Origin of the sequence: Candidatus Acidulodesulfobacterium ferriphilum, from assembly GCA_004195035.1 — a bacterium.
Classification (GTDB): Bacteria; SZUA-79; SZUA-79; order Acidulodesulfobacterales; family Acidulodesulfobacteraceae; genus Acidulodesulfobacterium; species Acidulodesulfobacterium ferriphilum.
The window spans coordinates 370,063-388,179 of the sequence record SGBD01000001.1; the positions used below are offsets into that span (position 1 = coordinate 370,063).

The following is an 18,117-nucleotide window of genomic DNA, read 5'->3' on the forward strand; positions in this document are numbered from 1 at the left end:
AACCATATTTATTCTAAGGTAAATGCGTATGGAACCTGAAACAGAATCTATCGAAGAAATTGCAAGAAAGGCGTACGCCACAAGCAGTTTTATCGCAAGCGCCGGGATAAGCACAAAACTAAATATACTTAATACGATTAAAAACCTTTTAATCGAAAACAAAAATAATGTAATCCTTGAAAATAGAAAGGATGTGGAAAATGCACAGTCCCGCGGGCTTAGCGTTCCGATGGTTGACAGGCTGACGATTTCCGAAAAGACATTCAATTCAATGATTAAGTCGGTAGAAGATGTGGGGAAAATTAAAGACCCTGTAGGAGAAATAGAAGATATTACGGTTAGGCCAAACGGGCTTATGGTCGGAAAGATGCGGATACCGCTTGGCGTCATAGGTATTATTTATGAATCGAGACCGACCGTTACAATAGATGCATCCATACTTTGCCTGTTATCTGGAAATGCCGTAATTTTAAGGGGCGGGTCGGAGGCTTTTAATTCCAATATGATACTGGCTTCAATAATCTCGAAAAGTTTAAATCTTAACGGCCTTCCGCCTCAAATAGTTTCAATGGTTCCTTATACCGATAGATCTGCTATTAAAGAATTAATTTCTCAAAAAAAATATATAGATTTAATAATACCGAGGGGCGGAGAAGGGCTTATATCCTATGTTATCGAAAACTCTAAAATTCCCGTGATAAAACATGATAAAGGCCTCTGTCACATATATGTCGATGAATATGCCGATATTAAGAAGTCGCTTAATGTCATTATTAATGCAAAAGTTCAAAGGCCGTCGGTTTGCAATGCATTAGAAACGCTTTTAGTCCATTCCTCCATACTTGACAGGTTTATGCCTGAAATGCTCGGCGAACTTAAAAAAAACGGCGTGGAAGTGAGAGTTGACGATGAAATTTTAAATATTTACAAACAGGAATTTAATTTTCTTGTAGCGGCAGAACAGGACGATTGGGATACCGAATATTTAAATCTTACACTGGCAGTAAAATCGGTCCCCAATATGGACGCCGCCGTAGAACATATTAAAAAACACGGTTCCAATCATACCGAAGCAATACTTACCGAAAATTACGCCAACGCTCTTGAGTTCATAAAAAGGGTAAACTCTTCCTGCGTTCTTATAAACGCTTCTACTAGATTTAACGATGGTTTTGAGCTAGGGCTCGGGGCGGAAATAGGCATATCCACTTCAAAAATTCATGCATTTGGACCGATGGGCGCAAGGGAACTTACCACGACTAAATTTATCGTTTTCGGCAGCTATCAGACAAGGACATGAATATCGGCATTTTCGGCGGAACATTTGATCCGATTCATTACGGACATTTAAGGGCGGCGGAAGAAATTACGCAAAACTTTTTGGAAAAAGTTATATTTGTCCCGACAAACATAACTTCTAATAAAGAAAAAGTACCTTCAAGTTCGCAAGAAAGGCTTGAAATGATAAAAATCGCAATAAACGATCATAAAAAATTCACAGTTTCGGATATTGAAATTAAAAGAGGCGGAATTTCTTACTCATATGACACCGTTATTCAGTTTAAGAAATTATACCCGGATGACGATTTATATTTTATTATAGGAATGGATGCGTATTTTGATTTAAAAAATTGGAAAAACGGCGAACTCCTCTTTGGCATGATTAATTTTATCGTTATTAACAGAAATAATATAAGGTTTAATCCAAAAGATCTAATAAAACTTACATCTTTTTTGCCGGACGGGATAAAAGGGCAAATCGATATAGACCATAAAAACAAAAGATTTGTCACGTCTAAAAATAGATATATAAATTTCCTTAAAATAACAAGAATGGATATTTCATCTACAATAATCAGGAATAACTTTAAAAAAAACATTTCCAACCTATATCTATTGCCAAAGGATGTTATTAATTATATAATTAATAAAAAGATGTATATTTAACTTTTACAATTTATAATTGCAACTGCTAAACAAGGTGATTTAAAATAATTAACGCAAAAATAGAAAGAAAAAAACTAAAAAGAACAAATAAAACTATAAGGTCTATAATAGGCTCCCTTTTAGAGAAAAAGGCTCACGATGTTATCGTGCTCGATATTAGAAGGATTTCCGCAATGACCGATTTTGTTATTATCGCGGGCGGTTCATCCGATCGTCAAATATCATCGATAGCCAACAATTTAATAGATTCCATAAAAAAGCGTCCCTTCGGAGTGGAGGGGCTTTCAGGTTCGAGATGGGTCGTAATTGACTATGGAGATGTCATAATACACATAATTCACGACGATTTAAGGCCGTATTATAACCTTGAAGGATTATGGCCCGATGCCAAAGAGTTAATTGTGGAAAATTAAGAGTAGATTCCTGCGTACGCAGGAATGACGGATAAAAATTAATTATGTATATCATTACATTAATAATCGCCATTCTGGTGCTGATAGCTTTCTTTGAGTATCTTTATATGCTTAACCCCGTGAAGATTCCACTGCATTACGCCCCGGGCTCACAGCACATAATTAATGAATATCTTATAATTTATATTTTTTCGGCATTTTTGGTTGGAATTGTTCTTGTCCTGTCTATAAATATTTTAAAGGATTTAATTTCTCAGATAAAAAATCTTTTCTTTAAAAGAAAGCAGTTTATAAAAACGGAAATAGATAATTCCGTTAACAAAGCTTACGATTTCTATATTAAAGGACAATACGACAAGGCAATAGACTTAATAAAAAAATACTTATCCGCCTATGAAAACAGCATAAGCGGTTATTTACTTCTGGCGAAAATTTACAAACATAAAGGAAAAATAAAAGATAGCGAATTTAACTTAAATAAAGCGCTGGAAATAGAAAAAGATAATATTAATGCTCTTAATGAGGCCGGAAATCTATATAAATTAAACAAAGATTATGATAAAGCAATAGTTTATTACAATAAGGCGTTAGAATCCTCAAACGATAATCTATATGCAATAACGCAGTTAAAAGATATTTACATAAAAAAAGGCGAATGGAAAAATGCATACAGGATGTCTAAGCTCTTTCTCGCTGAATCAAAAGATAAAGAGATTAATAAAAAAGAAGAATTAGTCATGCTCGGGCTTAAATATGAATTCGGAAAGTATCTTTTAGAAACGGAAAACGATACCGTAAGATCCGCTAAAAGATTTAACCAGGTGTTAACCCAAAATAAAAATTTTGTCCCCGCGTACATATCTCTGGGAGACATTTATATTAAAAAAGGGAAATATCCCGAAGTATTCGATTTATGGGAAAAGGCATTTTTAAAAACCGGCAACTTCGCTATTCTAATCAAAATCGAGGATATAGCGATAAAAACGAATCATCCCGAAAATATTATTAAATTCTACCAAGAACTTATTTACGATAATCCTGAAAAGTGGGAATACAGGCTATTTTTAGGAAAACTATATATGAGATTAGAAATGGTTGACGATGCGCTTTCAAGCCTTCATGAAATCCCTGCTTCAATTTTTAAAGACAACTCCCTCAGCCTTCTTTTAGCGGAATGTTACTTTAAAAGAGGAAAATATAACGATTCCGCCGTAAATTTTAGAAAGGCTCTTAAAGGCCAATATCCGGTCAAGTTACCTTTTACCTGTTCAAATTGCGGGTTTGTCTCTTACAATTATTCTTCGATCTGCCCATCCTGCAACCTATGGAACACATTTAATATAAAAACCTCCGGAACGCTTTATGAAAGCGGACAAAAAGATGATATTAAAAATATTCCGTCATTGATTTCGGAGTAAACAGGCTAAGCAAATGAAAAAATATGACGGGTTAGCTTTGATTATTTTGGACGGTTTCGGCTTGTCGCCTTCCGTGAAAGGCAACGCTATAATAAATGCGAATCCCGAGTTCATAAATTCCATCTTTAAAAGTTATCCGTTTACGACTCTAATCACTCACGGCAAAGATGTCGGTTTGCCTGAAAACACGATGGGAAACTCGGAAGTGGGGCATTCCAATATCGGCGCCGGAAGGATTACTATGCAGGATTTGACAAAAATAGATATGCAAATTGAAAATGATACCTTAAAAAATAATAAAACATTATCTTTATTTTTAGAAAAAATCAAAAACGGAAATTCACGGGTCCATCTTATGGGTCTCTTATCCGAAAGCGGGGTCCATTCCGAATTATCCCACTTATTATACTTAATCCGGTTTTTCAGGACTAACGGGGTAAAGGAGATCTATATTCATGCATTTTTAGACGGAAGGGATTCTCCGCCAAAAAGCGCAGAAATTTTCTTAAAAAAATTAATGGAAGAAGTTAAAAAGTTAAAACCTTTTGTTTTCTTATCTACGATATGCGGCAGATTTTATGCCATGGACAGGGATACAAGATGGGACAGGACAAACAGGGCTTTCGATCTGCTTACGGGATTAAACGGGGAAAGGTTTGACGACCCCGCCCTTGCCATAAAAAAGTTCTACGACGACGGAATAACGGATGAGTTTGTACACCCCGTCGTAATTAACAACAAGGAAGGGAAGAACGGCGCGATAGGCGGGGACGACGGTGTTTTATTTTTTAACTTCAGGGCGGACAGAGCTAAACAATTAACAATGGCTATCACATTTAAAGATTTTAATAAATTTTACAGGGATGGATTTAAACCCGTAAAAAATTTTATATCGATGACCAAATATGACGACTCGTTTAAAAACGGCTACATTATAGAACCCGAAAATTACGACAATATTTTAGGACAGGTTATCTCTGACCTTGATTTTAATCAGTTAAGGATAGCCGAAACAGAAAAATATGCCCATGTAACCTATTTTTTTAACTGCGGAAGGGAAGAACCATTTAAAAACGAAGATAGGCTGTTAATACCGTCTCCGAGGGAATATAAAACTTACGATATGATACCGGAAATGAGCGCTTTTAAGATTAAGGATGCCTTAATAGAAAGGATTAAACTTAATAAATACAAGTTAATAGTCTGCAATTTCGCAAACTGCGATATGGTGGGTCACACCGGAAATTATGATGCCGCTGTTAAAGCGGTCAAGGCTGTAAATTCAGTCCTTAGCGAGATAGTCCCCGTAATTTTAAATCAGCATCATGCCTGTATTATAACGGCGGACCATGGAAATGCCGAAACAATGCTGGACGAAAACGGGATGCCTATGACCAATCACACTCTTAACCCTGTGCCGTTTGCTATAGTTTCTAATTATCCTAAGGAAATTCCGATATTAAAACCCGGAAGGCTTGCCGACATAGCCCCGACAATTCTTAAATTACTGGGCTTAAATATACCGGAGGAGATGACCGGACGGGTTTTATGGGAATAGTTTCATTTGTTTGCCCTTATGGCAATATAAGATTGGATTTATTTTTAAAAACCCGATTACTTAATAATACGAGGGCATATATTCAAAGACTTATATTAAGCGGCAATGTGACGGTTAACGGGTTAATCGTTAAAAAACCGGCATATAAATTAAAAGAAGGTTCGGTATTAACCGTAAAAGAACTGGAAATAAAAAAAACAGGGCTAACTCCCGTAGATTATAATCTTGAAATAATTTATGAAGATGACTGCATCGCCGTAATAAATAAACCTGCAGGCATTACCGTTCATCCCGGAAAAGGAAATTATGACAACACCCTCGTTAATATTTTGATTGGAAAAATATCTAACCTCTCGGGCATCGGCGGCGTTGAAAGACCAGGAATAGTTCATAGATTGGACAAAGATACTTCGGGAATAATGTTAATTGCTAAAAACGATCTTTCTCATAACGCTCTTATTTCGAGTTTTAAAAACAGGGAAATAAAAAAAACATATCTCGCTATATGTTACGGCCTTTTTCCGCAAAAATACGGCTGTATCGAGGGATTTATAAAAAGGGATGTAAAAAACAGGATTAGAATGCAAATAACCAAGGAAACTGGGAAATATTGCCTCACCCGATTCGAAACTATAAGGCAGATAAAGGGTATAGCAACATTGCTTAAGGTAATGCCGCATACAGGAAGAACCCATCAAATAAGGGTATCCCTTTTTGAAACAGGTCATCCGATAGTAGGGGATAAAGTCTATAAAAGGAAAGATGCGTCGGACAGATATAAGAGCTTAAACTTTGTGAAAAGACAGATGCTTCACGCATATATGCTGGAATTTTTTCATCCAAAAACCGGAGAAAAAATGGCCTTAAAGGCGGAAGTCCCCGGCGATATGCTATGGGCTTTTGATTCCGGCGATACAATATGATCCACGCCATTAAAGATTTAGACATAAATAATAGCCGCATAGTATATGGATTTATAGACAATGCGCTTGATTTTAAATTGGGAAACAGCGAAGCAAGAAAAGAACTTTCAGGATATATTCCTGCGGGTTTCAATAAAAAAGATATATATATTTATGAAGTTAAGCAGGTCCACGGCAATAACATCGCAGTTTTAAACAAAGATTTTCAAATAAAGGATGGGGATGATTATTACGGTTTAAATTTAGCCGAGGCTGACGGAGCTTTTACTCAGAAAACCGGCATAATGCTGTGCATAAGAACCGCCGATTGCGTTCCCGTTCTTTTTTACGACCGCATTAAAAAGGTTATAGGCGCCATCCACTGCGGCTGGAAAGGGGCTTACACAGGCATAATAACAAATGCAGGGAATATATTAATAGATTATTTTCAATCAAATTTAGACGATGTAATTATTATAATAGGTCCTTCTATTTGCAAAAATTGTTACGAAGTCAAAGAAGATTTTGTGAATAAATTTATAGCTAAAAATATGCTGAATCAAAAATTTTTTAAAAGAAATACAGATAAAAACAATTTGTTTTTTGATTTGAAGGGTTTCTTAAAAAACGAACTTAATATAAACGGATTTAATAAGGAAAATATCTATGATTTAAATAAATGTAATTTTGAAGATAAAAAATTTTATAGCTACAGGCGCAATAAAACGGACAAAAGGCAGGTTTCTTTTATTATAATAAATTAATAAATGGATGAAGTAATCGTAAATACATAAGAATATAAGATTTATTTTAAGATTAAAAAATGATAAAAATAGGTCTGACGGGTTCTATAGGTTCCGGAAAAACTACGGTTCTTAATTTATTAAAGGATTATGGATTCTTAACTTTAAATCTTGACTTAGAGGCCAAAAAGCTGCTTAAAAAAAATACGATAGAATATAAAAAAATTGTTGCTTTTTTTGGTAAAAACATTTTAAATAAAGATAATGGGATTAATAAGAAAATTCTGGCAGAGGTCATTTTTTCAGACCCCTCTAAAAAAAAGGCCTTAGAAAATATAATCTATCCAACTTTAAGAACAAATATCAATAATATACTTGAAAGAAGCAAACAATCCGCAGCAATAATTGAAGGCGCGGTTATTATCGAATCAGGATATTACCGGAAGTTAGACAAAACTATCCTTGTTACCTGTGATTTCTCAAGAAGGATTAAAAGATCATATAAAAAATTTACTTTTGATGATTTTGCAAAAAGGGATAAAAATCAATTAAATCAGGCAGAAAAAATTAAAAAATCTGATTTTATAATCAACAATAATTACGGATTTAAATTTTTAATTCCTCAAATTCAGCTATTAATAAACTTTCTAAACAACATTTATCGTACTTGAAAAATAGAACCTCAAAGGATTAAAATTTCCCGATTCCCGGATTTAATTCAAATAAGAGGGGGATATATCTATGGAAGAATATCGCAAATGTGAAGATTTAGGCTATATATTTATAAATGAACTTTTAGAATTTGCCAATCAAAGAAAACAGGTAGAGGAAATATTTCATTTCGTTAATGTCGGTTTTGAATATACATTTGGGGCAACGGCAATAATGTTTATATACAAAAAATATAATCTGGAAGAAAAAATAGAAATTTCAAGAGGGGTTTCTCTTGAATATGTTAAAAAATTTAATGAAAATCCTCCATTATCTATATTAAAAGAAATAAAATCTGCTCGGGGCGGCTTATATATAGATTTCAAAAAAGAACACGAAAAGTATTCCGAATATAGTTTTTTATTTGAGCACGATAATGTGGCCGAGTTTTACGGCTATGAATTAAAAACCGCATATACGGACTCATATTTTGTAATAATGTACTCAGTCCCTGGATTTAAGAACTGCGGAAATGAAAAAACCGGCGTATTCGATACAATCTTTTCCGTACTTGCGTACATCTTAAACTCAAACAAATGCGTTCAAACTATGAGGGACTGTTCCCAGATCGATTATGTATCGGGGCTCAACAATTTTAAATATTTCCATGAAAAACTTTTTCAAGAGATGCAAAAAATTGCCAATGAAAAAGGAATATTATCCCTTGCTTTAATTTCAATAAATCAATTAAATAAACTAAACTCAATATTTGGCCACAGTGCGGGAGACAAAAACATAGGGCTAATCGCGAATATTATTAAAAAACATATACGAATATTCGATATAGCCGCCAGATACGGCAATAAATTTATTATACTGTTTCCAGGTATGGATAAGAACCCGGTCAAAGATATTTTAAGAACTATTTTTTCGGAGGTTGAGGCAAACTTTAAGAATGAAAACCAGGACATATTATCATTAAATGCCGGTGTTTCGTCATTCCCAGCGGACGGTAATAATGAACGAACGGTTTTAGATTTAGCCGAAGGTCATCGCATAGATGCCAGAAGGAAGAGTAAATGGTCCATAGTATAATTATAATATAATAAAAATAACCAAAATAAAATTTTAAACTTAAGAGGTAGTTATGAATATTAAAGAATTATCCGCAAAAAAAATTTCAGAGTTATTGCAGATAGCAAAGAATTATAGCATAGAAGGAGCGTCGGGGATGCGAAAGCAAGATTTAATATATGCCCTGCTTCAGGCAGAAACTGAAAAAAACCAGCAGGCCGAAAAAAACGGTTTGCTTTCGGGCGAAGGCGTACTTGAAATTTTACCTGACCAGTACGGATTTTTAAGATCGCTCGAGGCAAATTATCTTCACGGACCTGACGACATTTATGTATCGCCGTCCCAGATTAGAAAATTCGGACTCAGAACCGGCGACACCATCCGCGGGGTAATCAGGCCGCCGAAAGACAGCGAAAGGTTTTATGCGCTCCTTAAGGTAGAAAGCGTTAATTTTGAAGACCCTGAAGTTGCCAAAGAAAAAATACTATTTGACAACCTGACCCCCTTATATCCCGAGGACAGGATAAAACTTGAATTCGATCCAAAAAATTTATCTACAAGACTGATGGATTTGCTTATTCCTATAGGAAAGGGACAAAGGGGCTTAATCGTGGCGCCTCCAAGGACAGGAAAAACCATGCTTTTAAAAGACATAGCCCACGCTATAAATACTAACCATAAAGAAATTTTTCTGATGGTTCTTTTAATAGACGAAAGACCGGAGGAAGTTACCGATATGCAAAGGTCCGTAAATGGGGAAGTAATCAGTTCCACATTTGACGAACCGCCTCAAAGACACATTCAGATTGCCGAAATAGTTATAGAAAAGGCAAAAAGAATCGTTGAAACAGGAAAAGATGTCGTTATCCTGCTGGACTCTATTACAAGGCTTGCCAGGGCTTACAATGTAACCATTCCATCCTCGGGAAAGGTTTTATCGGGCGGGGTTGATTCAAATGCCCTCCATAAGCCAAAAAGATTTTTCGGAGCGGCAAGAAATATCGAGGAGGGAGGAAGCCTTACCATAATAGCAACTGCCTTAATAGATACGGGTTCCAGAATGGATGAGGTAATTTTTGAAGAGTTTAAAGGAACGGGAAATATGGAGGTAAATTTAGACAGAAAACTTGCGGAAAAAAGGGTATTCCCCGCCTTCGATATAAATAAATCCGGTACAAGAAAAGAAGAACTTCTTGTTGACAAAGACCATCTTAAAAAGATTTGGGTTTTAAGAAAGGTTTTATCTAATATGGATCCGGCCGAAGCAATGGAATTCTTAATCGATAAAATTAAAAATACAAAATCAAATGCCGATTTCTTAAATCTAATGAATCAATAAGCGTGTTAAATAACGATTATCATCTTTATTTTTTTAATAATCGGGCTATATATTCCAAATTTTTTAATGATGACCCTTTATTTTGCGATATAAGATTTAAACCGCTTTTTCTTGCATCTTTTATTGCTTTCTCATCGTATAAGTAATATAATAACGCATTATATAATTCTTCAGGAGACGCTACCTTTTTGCCTGCCTTAATTTCAATAATTTTACCTGCGATCTCCGCGAAATTTTCCACATATTTACCGAAAATTACAGGCTTTCCAAAAAATAACGGCTCTAATAAATTATGTCCCCCTGCATGCACCATGCTTCCCCCTACGAAAGCGACATCGCATAAGCTGTATATTGATATTAATTCTCCAATTATATCCACTAAAATAACAACCTTTAGACCGGCGGAACTAGTCTTTTTAAAGTCAAAGTTATGCGGAAGGGCAAGTTTATAATTTGACGAATAAATAGAAGAAAGCCTGTAATATTGCAAATTGTAGCCGCTTATAAGGCTGTCAGCATATTCAAATCTTTCGGGGTGTCTTGGCGCTATAAAAAGGAAAAAATTTTCATCTTTTTTATCTAATTTTACAAAGGCGTCTAAAATCAGCCTCTCTTCTTCTTTATGAGTGCTGCCTGCAACTATTACCCTACCGTCTTTAAATATATTTTTTAAATTTTCCATTTTTTTAGAAATTTCTTCCGTAAAATTTGCAAGGTTTGAATCAAATTTCATATTTCCGGTTATGTGGATGTTTTCCTTTTTTACGCCAAGTTTGAAAAATTTATCGTAATACCCGCCGGATGTGCAGAGAACTAAGCTAATGCTTTCAAAAATATATTTAAAAAAAAAATCAAGGGCTAAATAATTTTTATATGATTTATTGGATAACCTGGCGTTTATAATGGAAACCGGAATTTTTCTTTTTTTTAACATATTAAATAAATTCGGCCATATTTCGGTTTCAACGGATATAAATAATGCAGGCTTTATCATACTAAGAACGGATTTAATGGAAAAATAAAAGTCGTAAGGAAAGTAAAAAATATAAATATGATTTCCGGCTTTTTCGTAATATGTTTTTGCATAATCATAACCGGTTTTGGTGACCACGGAAAGATAAACGGGTTTTTGAATTTCTTTTATCAGCATAAGGGTAAAATTTGCGGATGCTTTAACCTCGCCCAAAGATACGGCATGCACCCAAATTCCGTTTTCAAAATTCAATTCCCTTAAGCCTTTGTCTATGAATGGAAAAAGTTTATTTAAAAAACCCGTCCCCCTTTTGTCCCTTATAAAATAAAGAAATAGCATCCATATAAAGAAAAACGGCAGGATTATTATTAATAAAAGATTATATAAAGCAAACAAAAACTTTTTCAATGAATTAATTACCCATTTGCTTGATAAGAAGATTTTTATAAATACCGTTAACCTCGATTAGCTCTTCATGGTTTCCGCTTTCAACTATCTCACCATTGTCCAAAACATATATGGTATCGGCTCTTTTTACCGTGGACAGTCTGTGGGCGATGATTATCGCAATTTTATTTTGGCACAGGCCGTAGGGGTTTTCATCTGTTCCAAACAGGGCGCCCTGAATCTCTTTTTCGGACTCGCTGTCCAAAGAAGATGTGGCTTCGTCGAGCACAATTATAGGGGCATTTTTCAAAAAAGCCCGGGCAATCAGTATCCTTTGTTTTTCTCCTCCGGAAAGCCTTAATCCTGCTTCATCGACAATCGTGTCATAACCGTTTGGAAGTTTCATAATGAAATCATGGGCAAAAGCAAATTCCGAAGCCTTTATTATATCCTTCATGTCTTTGGAAAAACTGCCGTAAGCGATATTAAACCTGATTGATTCATTAAATAAAATTACCTGCTGCGATACATAAGAAATACTGTTTCTTAAATCCTTTAAATTAAATTCACGGATATTTATTCCGTTAACTAATATTTCCCCGCTGTCGGGATCGTAAAAACGGGGTATTAACATTGAAATAGTGCTTTTACCCGCCCCTGAATAACCCACGATAGCAATCGTTTTACCCTTTAGCGCTTTAATATTTATGTTTTTTAAGTCGTAACCCTTGCTCTTATCATAACTAAAATAAAGATTTCTTATCTCTAAACTACTTATTTCCTCCGGCAATGAGCGCTGATGAGCGCCCATTTTTTCAGACTCGCCGTCTATTATCTCAAAAATCCGCGTTCCCGCCGCAATACCTTCCTGCAGGCTATTGTTTAGCCGTGACAGGCTTTTAACCGGCTCGTAAAGCAAGAGAATTGCGGTTAAAAAAGAAAAGAAATTGCCGGGGGTATAGCCGAATTTTATTACCTGCAACCCCCCTACAAATATGATGAGGGAAACGGAAACGCCGCCTATTAATTCAACAAACGGTACGGTTAATCCCCTTATCTTTGTCATTCTCATTAAGAATCTATAGAGATTGTCCGACAATTTTTTAAAACGGCTAATCTCAAGTTCTTCCATATTATAAGCCTTTACCGTCCTTAAACTTGAAATGGTTTCATCTAAAAACTTGGTAATATTACCCATTTCCGTCTGTGTATCCGTGCTTGTTTTTCTCGCTTTTTTCCCGAGCAGCGTAACAGGAATTATAACCACCGGAAATAATACAAAAACAACTACCGCCAGATAAAAGTCCATATAAAATACGACAACGATAAGCACGAGTATTGTCAATATATCCTTCATAACCGCGCTTACAGAATCTGAAACCGTTCTTTGAATAATATTTATATCGTAGGTTATTCTTGCGATTAAAACACCTGTCGGAATTTTGTTTAATTTTGGGACGGGAAATTTTACGATAGCGGAATAGACCTCGTCTCTTAATGTTCTTATTATGTTCTGCCCGACATTGCCTATATAATAAAACTCCGCATAATAGAAAATGTTTTTCACCACAAAAATAGCCATAACGAGAATCGGGATCAATAGGAGATCTTCGTAGCTTTTTGTTATAAATATGTTGTTTATGAGGGGTTTGACGACATAAGCAAGAAGTCCCGTTAAAACAGAAACTATAGCCATGCTTATCATAGCTAATATTAATCTTTTTTTATAAGGAAGTATATAAGGAACCAACCTTTTTAGGATATTGAAGTCTTTTCTCATAGCAATTTTTGACTTGCCTTGGGGGTTAAAGGTTAAAAATTAAACATTTTTTAATGTTTTATCATATATCAAATTAGCGGATGCTTCAAGCGGATTAACGCCTGTTTTCAAGGTGGAAATTATATTTGAAATTTCATCTATCATAGAGTTTTTATAGAAATCGTCTCTTAAAATTTTGTCTATTTCCGTAAAGACATTCTGAGGGGTGAATTTCGATTCTATGAGCTCCGGAACTATCAATTTATTTGCCATTATATTTATAAGTCCGATATACTTAATTCTGACTAAAACCTTGGCTATCAAATAAGTTAAAAAATTTAAATAATACACTATTATTACCGGTTTTTTATAAAATCCTGCTTCTAAAGAGGCTGTTCCGCTTGCAGCTACTATTATGTCGCTTGAAGCTAAAGCATCTTTAACGGAATCTGTAATAATATACCAATCTTGAGATATATTTTTCTTTTTCAACGCCTGTGCGAAATAGGATGAATCTATTCCTTTTCTAAACGGAAAGATAAAAAAGGCGTCTTTATAAGCAGACTTTATAAGCTGCAAAGACTTGATAATTCGATTTGCGTGATATTTAAGTTCGGTTTTTCTTGAACCGGGTAAAAATGAAATTACGGGATAATTACTGCTCATTTCTTTAGCTTGCGCTTCCTGCTTATATTCTAACTCGTACAATGGATTCCCGAAATAGTACGCTTCGATACCTGCTTTTTTATAAATTTCAAGCTCGAATGGAAAAATAGTAATCACAAATTTAATATACCTTTTTATAAAATTAATCCTTTTATATCTTGATGCCCATATTTTCGGAGGAATAAAATAAACTACGGGAATTTTTAACTTATGCGATAATTTTGCTATTTTAAAATTAAAAGAGGGGAAATCGACCAATATGACAACATCCGGTTTATTAAGCCTTATCCAGCTTGAAACGTTCTTTAAAACACTTTTGATTGTTTTGATCTTGCATATAACCTCCGTAAAACCCATGACGGCTAATTTATCGATGCCAGCAATCAGTTCTGCCCCTTCCGATTTTAGATTTTCGCCTCCCATCGCGTAATACATTGTCCCGGATTTAATTTTTTTAAGGTATTTAATTAAGCCGGAAGCAAATATATCCCCTGAAAGTTCTCCTGCGATAATAAGTACTTTTGCCAATTTTCGTCGGGCTTTAATAGTTTAACATAAATTTACATTACATATATGGAAATGGATGATTCGTTCGCCTTTTTAATAAACTCTTCTTTGTTTAGAACAATAGTGTTGGCTTCGAATGCTAAACAAGTAGCATTAACCGACATAAGTGCATCTATCGTATTGCCGCCGACGGCAGGAACATCAAATCTTAAATCCTGGTTCGGCTTGTTGACTTTTACGACGACAGCCCCGCCGCTTGCAAGTTTTCCTCCTCTTATAATTGCTTCATCCGTTCCCTCTATCGCTTCTAATGCCATAACTGATTTATCCTTTATAACGGCGGTCTGTCCAATATCGGCGGCGGCAATCAATCTTGCGGCATTCAATCCAAAGCCGATATCGTCCATTTCTTTTTTAGTGGGAACCCGTTTAGAAGCAACGCCCTTTGGCAGGAAAATAGAGGTTATATACTTAGTTTGCGGAACTACGGTTATGCCTTCTTTTTCAAAGAAATTGCAAATTGCGTTCAAGATAGTATCATCCCTTTTATCTTTAAGCGATAAAAAAAGCGTGATAGCCTTTAAATCCGGTTTGACCTTTTTAAACATAAGGGTTTTTTTTACCTTGCCTGCCATAATTACATCTCTAACCCCAACGGAATTAAAAAATTTTACCAATTTTCCGAGCTGGCCGACGCTTATATAAACAATCGAATCCGTATGCTCCGCCAAACCCTTGTCGGCTTCTTCCTCTATCGCGCACACATGCACGGAATACCCTTTGGATTTTAGTTCATTTATGTATATTAAAGGAAACTCTCCGTAACCGGCAATTATTCCAATATTTTTATCTTCCATAAATAAAAGTTACCTTGTTATGCCCCTTTTGGATTTTTCGATAAAATTAGTAAACTTTTCTATTTTATCCGAACCGTTTAACTCCAGTTTTATTTTTTCTAATGCGGCTTTGGTGGTAACTTTTGATTTATATATAATTTTAAAGGCATTTTTTATTTTATCTATTTCTTCTTTTGAAAAACCCCTCCTTTCCAAGCCTATTCTATTTATCCCGTATATCCTTGCCCTGTCTCCAGATGCAATAAGATACGGCGGAATATCCTGAACAACCATCGAACCGCCGGCAACTAAAGCCGATTCGCCGACTCTGACAAACTGATGAACGGCGCAAATACCTCCCAATATGGCATAATCGTGAATCTCGATATGGCCCGCTAATGTCGCATTATTTGCGAGAATTACATGATTACCGATAATACAATCATGCGCCACATGAACATGCATCATAAACAGGTTAGAATCGCCGACCGCGGTAATACCGTTTCCCGTTACGGTTCCGGTATTAAATGTCGCATATTCCCTTATGATGTTATTATTGCCTATGATAAGTTTTGTATCTTCCCCTCTGTATTTAAGGTCCTGCGGAATTGAACCTATAGAAGCAAATTGAAATATTTTATTGTTATCCCCTATCGTGGTATTTCCTTCTATAACGACATGGGAAGCGATTTTATTATTCTTGCCGATTTTTACGCCGTCTTTGATAACGGTATATGGCCCTACATCCGTTGAGTCGTCTATTCTGGCGCCTTCATAAATAATTGCGGTTTTATCTATCATAAACCCTTTTATCCTTAAATATATTTTTTATGGTTTTACAAAAGAAGCCATAAGGTCTGCCTCTGCGCATAATTTTCCGTCAACTAAGGCTTTCCCGTGAAACATCCATATAAACTGCTTTCTTTTAACAAGCTCGACATTCAATACTATAGTGCTTCCAGGGAAAATCGGTTTTCTAAATCTTGCCTTATCTATTCCCATAAAATAAGTGAGCATATTTTTTAGATCGTCGTCTTCTTCCGTTTTATATGCAAGAATTCCCCCTGCCTGAGCTAATGCCTCCAGAATAAGCACTCCTGGCATAACGGGATAGGACGGGAAGTGCCCCTGAAAAAACGGCTCATTAATTGTGGTATTTTTAATAGCGGTAATAGATTTTCCTTTTTCGAGCGCAATAACCTTATCCACCATAAGAAAAGGAAATCTATGCGGAAGAAGATTTAGTATCTCCTGAATACCTATTTCCGTTAAATTTGAAGACCCTTCATTAATCATTTTTTAGTCCCTTGTCTTTTCGATATCTTTTATTCTTTTAAAAAGTTCGGGGAGTCTTTTGAATAGCACAACCGAACTGCGCCAATCTTTAATAGAAAAAGCCGGGGAACCGGATATGATGTCGTTATCCTTTATGTTATGCGCAACGCCCGACTGTGCCGCTATTATAACGCCGTTCCCTATCCTGATGTGCCCTGCAATACCCACCTGCCCGCCGATCGTCACATTATCTCCTACCTCCGAACTGCCGGCAATTCCGGTTTGTGCGGCAATAACGCAATTGCTGCCGATTATTACATTATGAGCAATCTGGGACAGATTGTCTATCTTTGTTCCCCTGCCTATTTTAGTAAAATCGGCAACACCCCTATCGACGGTAACATTGGCGCCTAATTCGACATCGTCATCCAGAATAACATAACCTGAATGAATAATTTTCACATAGCCGTTTTTATCTCTGGCATACCCAAATCCGTCGCTTCCTATAACGGAACCTGAATGAATTATGCAGTTATTACCTATTTTAGAATTGTCGTAAACGGTAACATTCGGATAAATCTTGACGCTGTCCCCTATCTTAACATTTTTTCCGATAAAAACATTGCTCATTATATTGCAATCTTTACCTATAACCGAACCGGCATCTACAAAAACGCCCGGGTATAATATAGAGTTTTCGCTTATTAACGCAGTTTTATCGACTCTGGCATATTGCAGAAAATCCTTAGAAACCGTTTTGTCTAAACTATTCTTCCCGCTAAATAACTGCGTTGCTTTTGCAAAGGCTAAATAAGGATTTTTTGAGTCGAGTATAAGGAATTTAATTCCCGAAGGAAGTTCCCGTTTTAAAGACTCGTAATCCATAATTACCGCACAAGCCTTTGTTTCGCTAAGATATTTAAGATATTTTAAATTTGAAATAAACGAAATCTCATCGCTTTTCGCTCCCTGCAAAGAGCCTGCTCCCGAAATAAAAATATCTGCCGGAAGTTTGCCTATGCTGTGTAAAGATAACTTTGAAACAATGTCGTTAAGCGGTATGGCCATAAAAAATAAAAATTAAAATACGATTTATATTATATGATATTACAATATCTTATTTTGAGTTCATCTGCGTTAAAACTTCATTTGTAATATCAATCCCCTGAGCCCTGTAAACTACGCTTGGTCTGTCGATAACAAGCTGGTAGCCGTTTTTCTTTGCAATTGCGGTTATAATAGCAGTGGCTTTATCTACTATTCCTTTTAAAAGCGTATATCTTTTTTCTGCCATAGCACCCTGAACATGCTTCTCCTCGGCTCTAAACTTTGAAATATCCGTTTCAAACTCCTTTGTCTTATGCGCCTTTTCGCTGGCCGACATTATAGAGCCGTTCTGCTTCAAATCATTTTGAATCGCGGCTATTTTTTTTCTCATCGTTAACAATCTGGCGGTATATGTGGAATACAAAGCCTTTAGCTCCGCATTAGCTTTTTTGCCCTGATTTGACATCGAAATAATATTTTGCATATTAACTACGGCAATGGAGGAACCCGCCGCCCATACATTTTTTGAATTTGAATAAGTTAATGCCATGGCGAATAAAGTTAAAATTACCGCAAGACTTAAATTAAAAATTAATCTTTTCATACAATCTCCTTGTTTTAT

18 protein-coding genes are annotated in these 18,117 nt (G+C 35.6%); 10 read left to right on the plus strand and 8 right to left on the minus strand.

The features are described 5' to 3' along the window. Nucleotides 1-28 precede the first annotated feature (28 nt). The 10 genes from EVJ47_01895 to EVJ47_01940 all read left to right on the plus strand — a co-directional run bounded on the left by EVJ47_01895 (nt 29) and on the right by EVJ47_01940 (nt 10,045). The gene (locus EVJ47_01895) at nt 29-1,300 is read left to right on the plus strand and encodes a glutamate-5-semialdehyde dehydrogenase (GenBank protein ID RZD15050.1); all 1,272 of its coding nucleotides are present in this window, start codon (nt 29-31) and stop codon (nt 1,298-1,300) included. Then, nucleotides 1,297-1,947 carry a nicotinate (nicotinamide) nucleotide adenylyltransferase gene (nadD, locus tag EVJ47_01900; GenBank protein ID RZD15051.1) on the plus strand — a complete coding sequence of 217 codons (651 nt, stop codon included), beginning with the start codon at nt 1,297-1,299 and terminating at the stop codon, nt 1,945-1,947. The genes EVJ47_01895 and nadD overlap by 4 nt, the downstream gene beginning before the upstream one ends. Before the next feature lie 95 nt (nt 1,948-2,042). After that, nucleotides 2,043-2,360: a ribosome silencing factor gene (gene rsfS / locus EVJ47_01905; protein RZD15052.1), complete on the plus strand. Its 318-nt coding sequence runs from the start codon at nt 2,043-2,045 to the stop codon at nt 2,358-2,360. 44 nt (nt 2,361-2,404) lie between these two features. Next, the gene (locus EVJ47_01910; GenBank protein ID RZD15053.1) at nt 2,405-3,778 is read left to right on the plus strand and encodes a hypothetical protein; all 1,374 of its coding nucleotides are present in this window, start codon (nt 2,405-2,407) and stop codon (nt 3,776-3,778) included. 13 nt (nt 3,779-3,791) lie between these two features. After that, a complete protein-coding gene (locus tag EVJ47_01915) occupies nt 3,792-5,336 on the plus strand; it encodes a 2,3-bisphosphoglycerate-independent phosphoglycerate mutase (protein RZD15054.1) in 1,545 nt (514 codons plus the stop codon). Then, nucleotides 5,327-6,259, plus strand: coding sequence for an RluA family pseudouridine synthase (locus EVJ47_01920; GenBank protein RZD15055.1), 933 nt, complete (start codon nt 5,327-5,329; stop codon nt 6,257-6,259). Before EVJ47_01915 ends, EVJ47_01920 begins: the two co-directional genes overlap by 10 nt. Beyond that, entirely contained in the window at nt 6,256-7,002 is a 747-nt protein-coding gene (gene pgeF / locus EVJ47_01925) for a peptidoglycan editing factor PgeF (protein ID RZD15056.1), read from the plus strand. The genes EVJ47_01920 and pgeF overlap by 4 nt, the downstream gene beginning before the upstream one ends. A 59-nt stretch (nt 7,003-7,061) precedes the next feature. Continuing rightward, entirely contained in the window at nt 7,062-7,652 is a 591-nt protein-coding gene (locus tag EVJ47_01930; GenBank protein ID RZD15057.1) for a dephospho-CoA kinase, read from the plus strand. Nucleotides 7,653-7,722: 70 nt separating this feature from the next. After that, entirely contained in the window at nt 7,723-8,727 is a 1,005-nt protein-coding gene (locus EVJ47_01935) for a GGDEF domain-containing protein (GenBank protein ID RZD15058.1), read from the plus strand. 52 nt (nt 8,728-8,779) lie between these two features. After that, on the plus strand, nt 8,780-10,045 hold the full coding sequence (locus EVJ47_01940) for a transcription termination factor Rho (GenBank protein ID RZD15059.1): 1,266 nt from the start codon (nt 8,780-8,782) through the stop codon (nt 10,043-10,045). Between the two features lie 25 nt (nt 10,046-10,070). Here the strand turns inward: EVJ47_01940 and EVJ47_01945 are convergent, their stop codons facing one another. The 8 genes from EVJ47_01945 to EVJ47_01980 are packed head-to-tail and all read right to left on the minus strand — an operon-like array spanning nt 10,071 to nt 18,099. Further along, nucleotides 10,071-11,426 carry a hypothetical protein gene (locus tag EVJ47_01945; protein ID RZD15060.1) on the minus strand — a complete coding sequence of 452 codons (1,356 nt, stop codon included), beginning with the start codon at nt 11,424-11,426 and terminating at the stop codon, nt 10,071-10,073. Between the two features lie 4 nt (nt 11,427-11,430). Continuing rightward, on the minus strand, nt 11,431-13,185 hold the full coding sequence (locus tag EVJ47_01950) for an ATP-binding cassette domain-containing protein (GenBank protein ID RZD15061.1): 1,755 nt from the start codon (nt 13,183-13,185) through the stop codon (nt 11,431-11,433). A gap of 39 nt (nt 13,186-13,224) precedes the next feature. Continuing rightward, nucleotides 13,225-14,376 (minus strand): lipid-A-disaccharide synthase, encoded by a 1,152-nt coding sequence (lpxB, locus tag EVJ47_01955; GenBank protein ID RZD15062.1) that lies wholly within the window; start codon nt 14,374-14,376, stop codon nt 13,225-13,227. A 14-nt stretch (nt 14,377-14,390) separates the two neighbouring features. Further along, on the minus strand, nt 14,391-15,194 hold the full coding sequence (locus tag EVJ47_01960) for an LpxI family protein (GenBank protein ID RZD15063.1): 804 nt from the start codon (nt 15,192-15,194) through the stop codon (nt 14,391-14,393). Between the two features lie 9 nt (nt 15,195-15,203). Continuing rightward, on the minus strand, nt 15,204-15,974 hold the full coding sequence (locus EVJ47_01965) for an acyl-ACP--UDP-N-acetylglucosamine O-acyltransferase (protein ID RZD15064.1): 771 nt from the start codon (nt 15,972-15,974) through the stop codon (nt 15,204-15,206). Nucleotides 15,975-16,001: 27 nt separating this feature from the next. Next, the gene (fabZ, locus tag EVJ47_01970; protein RZD15542.1) at nt 16,002-16,436 is read right to left on the minus strand and encodes a 3-hydroxyacyl-ACP dehydratase FabZ; all 435 of its coding nucleotides are present in this window, start codon (nt 16,434-16,436) and stop codon (nt 16,002-16,004) included. Nucleotides 16,437-16,472: 36 nt separating this feature from the next. Then, on the minus strand, nt 16,473-17,516 hold the full coding sequence (gene lpxD / locus EVJ47_01975; GenBank protein RZD15065.1) for a UDP-3-O-(3-hydroxymyristoyl)glucosamine N-acyltransferase: 1,044 nt from the start codon (nt 17,514-17,516) through the stop codon (nt 16,473-16,475). 49 nt (nt 17,517-17,565) lie between these two features. After that, nucleotides 17,566-18,099, minus strand: a complete 534-nt coding sequence (locus EVJ47_01980) for an OmpH family outer membrane protein (GenBank protein RZD15066.1) — start codon at nt 18,097-18,099, stop codon at nt 17,566-17,568. Nucleotides 18,100-18,117 lie beyond the last annotated feature (18 nt).

Coding starts and splice junctions, on each gene's coding strand:
- pgeF (RZD15056.1), top strand. CDS start 6,256: ATGATCCACGCCATTAAAGATTTAGACATAAATAATAGCCGCATAGTA.
- EVJ47_01940 (RZD15059.1), top strand. CDS start 8,780: ATGAATATTAAAGAATTATCCGCAAAAAAAATTTCAGAGTTATTGCAG.
- EVJ47_01950 (RZD15061.1), bottom strand. CDS start 13,185: ATGAGAAAAGACTTCAATATCCTAAAAAGGTTGGTTCCTTATATACTT.
- EVJ47_01930 (RZD15057.1), top strand. CDS start 7,062: ATGATAAAAATAGGTCTGACGGGTTCTATAGGTTCCGGAAAAACTACG.
- EVJ47_01910 (RZD15053.1), top strand. CDS start 2,405: ATGTATATCATTACATTAATAATCGCCATTCTGGTGCTGATAGCTTTC.
- EVJ47_01915 (RZD15054.1), top strand. CDS start 3,792: ATGAAAAAATATGACGGGTTAGCTTTGATTATTTTGGACGGTTTCGGC.
- EVJ47_01960 (RZD15063.1), bottom strand. CDS start 15,194: ATGGAAGATAAAAATATTGGAATAATTGCCGGTTACGGAGAGTTTCCT.
- lpxD (RZD15065.1), bottom strand. CDS start 17,516: ATGGCCATACCGCTTAACGACATTGTTTCAAAGTTATCTTTACACAGC.
- EVJ47_01895 (RZD15050.1), top strand. CDS start 29: ATGGAACCTGAAACAGAATCTATCGAAGAAATTGCAAGAAAGGCGTAC.
- EVJ47_01935 (RZD15058.1), top strand. CDS start 7,723: ATGGAAGAATATCGCAAATGTGAAGATTTAGGCTATATATTTATAAAT.
- EVJ47_01965 (RZD15064.1), bottom strand. CDS start 15,974: ATGATAGATAAAACCGCAATTATTTATGAAGGCGCCAGAATAGACGAC.
- EVJ47_01920 (RZD15055.1), top strand. CDS start 5,327: ATGGGAATAGTTTCATTTGTTTGCCCTTATGGCAATATAAGATTGGAT.
- EVJ47_01980 (RZD15066.1), bottom strand. CDS start 18,099: ATGAAAAGATTAATTTTTAATTTAAGTCTTGCGGTAATTTTAACTTTA.
- nadD (RZD15051.1), top strand. CDS start 1,297: ATGAATATCGGCATTTTCGGCGGAACATTTGATCCGATTCATTACGGA.